The organism is Vibrio sp. VP6, from assembly GCF_028823755.1.
GTDB lineage: Bacteria > Pseudomonadota > Gammaproteobacteria > Enterobacterales > Vibrionaceae > Vibrio > Vibrio parahaemolyticus.
The window spans coordinates 1-3,512 of sequence record NZ_JAPEID010000096.1 but is presented as its reverse complement, the minus strand read 5'-3'; the positions used below and the strand labels follow the sequence as shown (position 1 = coordinate 3,512).

The following is a 3,512-nucleotide window of genomic DNA, read 5'->3' as shown; positions in this document are numbered from 1 at the left end:
CGTCTTAACCAAGCCATTGCAGAAGCAAACGAACGTGCTGCGAATGCAGCAAAGCGCGAAGCAGAATCGATTCAAGAACAAGATAAAGCGTTTGAGCAGCTAGAAGATGCGCTCGAAGCGAATGCGGACTTACAAGAGCAGTTAAAGCTAGAGCACAAAGAGAACAGCCAGCTCAATGCGGCATTGAATGTCGCGAAGAGTGAAACGAAAGCGGCGCTTGATACCGTTTCTGAACGTGATGAACGCTTAGCTGAGATGCAAAAACAGATCACATCAATGCAACAGCAGCTTAATAATGCCGAATCAGATAAAGCGAAAGCACAAGGTCAAGTTGAGCAACTAGTTAAGCAGTTAGGAGAGAAGTCCGACGAAATGGCTGAACTGAATGCAAATTTGAAAAATTCGGAGAAAGAGCTGGGTTCGTTGCAAGGGCAGCTGGGTTCGTTAACCGAACAGATCGCGAATCAAAAGGCTGCTAATGAGCAGTTACAAGGCAAGTTCGATGAAGAGAAAGCTGCATATATTCGCGCTGAAAGTCGCATTGAAAGCTTAAATTCGGAGCTAAACAAGAAGAACGAAGCACTCCTAGAAACGCAAGCTTCTCTTGGTGAAGTTCAGAAGCTGAATGCGAAACTAGAAGGCCAGTTAATGCACTATCAAGAGCAATAAACCTCCACTTTTGATATGTTGAGGCTTCTATCACGTGAAAAATCGCAATTATTATGCAGCAGCTTAAATTCGGTAAGATCAAAAACTACAAAGACGATCGTGGCTTCGGCTTCATTTTCTCTGAATGTAAATTCATTCACTATGTAATAATGGGGTCTAAAGAAGTGTTCTTTCATATCAAACAGGCTAAGCAGTTTGAGTCCGTACTGAAAACTACTACGCTTCAAGAAGATCTATGCTTTTGGTTCACTACAGAGATCACCCCTAAAGGCGAGGCTGTTAAGCAGATGTGGAGCAAGTTATCTGAGATCCCTCAAGATATTCGCGAAGGTAACGCCGATTTCATTAATCAAGTGGCGGAGAACATCAAGCTCTATGAAGTGGCTAAAGCAGAAAAGCATGCACGTGAGGCTGTTCTGCAAGAGGCTCTTCGTAAAGCTCGTGAGACTCGTGATTCTGAACTTAACGCTCTGATTGTGGCTGCTCGTAGCCAAGGGTTCTCAACTAGCGGACAGTTGTCAGCATGGATTCGCGCTAATAAGCTGTGGACGAAATATCCGACACTAACAGGGGACTTGACGATGCACGATGGTGAGGAGTCATGGAGTTTTGGGGCCGCTATTGACCCTCAGTACTACAAGCTGGTTTGCCAAGCTCTAGATCTGCATAACGCGAGGTCTAGCGCAAGAGCAGGAGCTTTCCGTTCCTATGCAAGTATGGGAAGTTAATGTCAGGAAGAATGCTAGCCTACTAATAGGCCAGCGCAAGCGCTCGCAACCCTAACATACATACAATTGCTCTGCACGAGCTGGTTGGCTATGTAGCGACAATTAGATTTGCTCCTCTTACCTAAAATTGTCCTTCGACCCATGCCCTATAAAGGAAGCCCCTACGGGGTGTTCGCTGCGCTCTCATCCTTGACAGGGCAAGGCTCTATCGGTTTTGGCTTAGTAAGAGTTTCATCTCTATTTTGTGTTTAATCTAGAACCAAACCACTGTGCAAAATTTAACCTCTAATTGTCGCTGAACAAGGGTGGTTAATTGACGCTACATAGTTGGCATACATTCTTCGCAACAAAATACGAATTTAGGCAGAACGCTGAATGTGGATGTATAGAGTAGCCAGTATGATACTCGAACAGGGTTACTTGAGTTTTTTGTAGTGAGAGGCCATTTCTGAGATAGAGTTGAATCGCGGCCCAACGTAGCGCCTAACGCAGGTCCTACAAAGTAACCCTTTAGCATGAAAGCCTGGCTCTACATCGCAGTAAATACATAGTTTGGTTGAGCTCTGTAACGGGTGTGAAGCAGTTATACCTTCATCTCTATCTATCGCTTCATATTTGTCTGTAACTTCCTCGGGCGCAATATTATCTGACTTTTGCTCTGGCCATCGCTCCATTGAAACCCATTTGCCCCAATGCTCTAACAACAAACAGAATACTTCATCGGCGCGGTAGACCTTATCTTTGGGCTTATTAACATAGAGCGCATTGGCCATTAAATGAGTATCGACACGTAATACAAGGTCTATTTCTTCCGGGATCTGATCTACATCGTTCATTTTGCCGTCTGCAAATGGGATTTCTACAAGGACAGATATACCAGTTTCGGCGTCTTTAGCATAAGCATCACAGCGGAATCCATGCTTTATGACCTCTAACTCCCATAGTGTGTCGGAAAATGTCCATTCGTCTAAATCAAATTGTACTAACTGAGGTAGTTCTTGACGAATAATCAGTGCGAGCGCCGTAACGGGAGAAAATCGGCACTCGTTTGAGGTACTAACCTCACAGGTTCGATGGCCGAAGTGCCACTGGTTGCTACTCCCTTGCCTTGCTGTTACCAGTGTTCCACAAGACAGGCATCGACAATCACAATCATCGCCACGCTCAACCTCGGCGATACCGATAATATGCCCTGTTTGATTGCTGATCGCGAACGGCATTTTGACCTGAGAAACATCCAAAATATTTACCCTCGAGTTACGCTACTAATAACATTCTATATGGGGGTATTTACTGATGAATCAACGGGTAACGCCTAATCTGTAAAGTTCAAAATGAGTACAAGTTTGATTCCTTCACAGTTATTCCTCCCTGCGACATCTCTAACAACGACAGTCAGAAGACATTCTAACTAGTCTCTCGGTCTAAGTAATGTGGAACACTGGTTGTGCGCCTTTGCCCCAAAGTAAGCTATGACTGATAGAACATCGATTAATAGAGACCTGATTTTGGAATACTTTACCTAATAAAACCAGGCCACATTGTTTTGTTTACTCCCTATTCAGAACAGCCAACTCATCCACTTCAACATCACGGATACTCAGGTCGCTACTTTGCTATAGGCAGCGTTTACAAAGCCTCTTTTGCCAATAACTGCATGTTGAGTGAGCTTGTTTTCAAGCCTGCTCTATCGAACCTATAGCGCATATAGGCAGAGATATCATCCTCATGTGAGGAGACAATCAACTGACAATGTTTAAGTTCGCAACGGAGTAAGTCGGTTAAGGAAGCAACGTTGATTTCATCCAGAGATTGAGAAGGATCATCAATCAATATGAGAGGTACCTTGGCATAGACTTTATTGAGTGAAAGAAAGAAGGCAAGCCCAAGAGCACACACCTGACCAGAACTCATGGACATGACTGCGTCGTGTTCAGATTTCTCAGCAGTCAGAAACCTTAACTGCGTACCGTCTCGGCTCTCGATAAATAGGCCTAGACCGCGCTGGTAGTTTTGGATCAGCCGGCCACTGTAGATATGGAATATGAGCTCAATAGCCGAAATTGTCTGGTCGGTATACCTTTGTTCTGTATCCTTCAGTGTATCGCGGAGCTT

Annotated in this window: 3 protein-coding genes and 1 pseudogene; 2 read left to right on the top strand and 2 right to left on the bottom strand. The window is 44.5% G+C overall.

Annotation, left to right across the window (positions count from 1 at the left end; all coding sequences use genetic code 11):
- On the top strand, nucleotides 1–669 hold a 669-nt coding region (locus OU793_RS23835), incomplete at its 5' end, for a hypothetical protein (RefSeq protein ID WP_274647878.1).
- 53 nt (nucleotides 670–722) lie between these two features.
- Nucleotides 723–1,397, top strand: a complete 675-nt coding sequence (locus tag OU793_RS23830; RefSeq protein ID WP_023624628.1) for a cold-shock protein — start codon at nucleotides 723–725, stop codon at nucleotides 1,395–1,397.
- A 416-nt stretch (nucleotides 1,398–1,813) separates the two neighbouring features.
- On the opposite strand, the gene OU793_RS23825 is transcribed toward OU793_RS23830, so the two are convergent.
- Nucleotides 1,814–2,638, bottom strand: coding sequence for a hypothetical protein (locus tag OU793_RS23825; protein ID WP_023624627.1), 825 nt, complete (start codon nucleotides 2,636–2,638; stop codon nucleotides 1,814–1,816).
- A gap of 388 nt (nucleotides 2,639–3,026) precedes the next feature.
- Nucleotides 3,027–3,512, bottom strand: a pseudogene (locus OU793_RS23820) (recombinase RecF); the annotation flags it as partial.

Bases quoted from the DNA above. Each gene is read 5' to 3' on its own strand.
- OU793_RS23830 (WP_023624628.1), top strand. From the start codon at position 723: ATGCAGCAGCTTAAATTCGGTAAGATCAAAAACTACAAAGACGATCGT.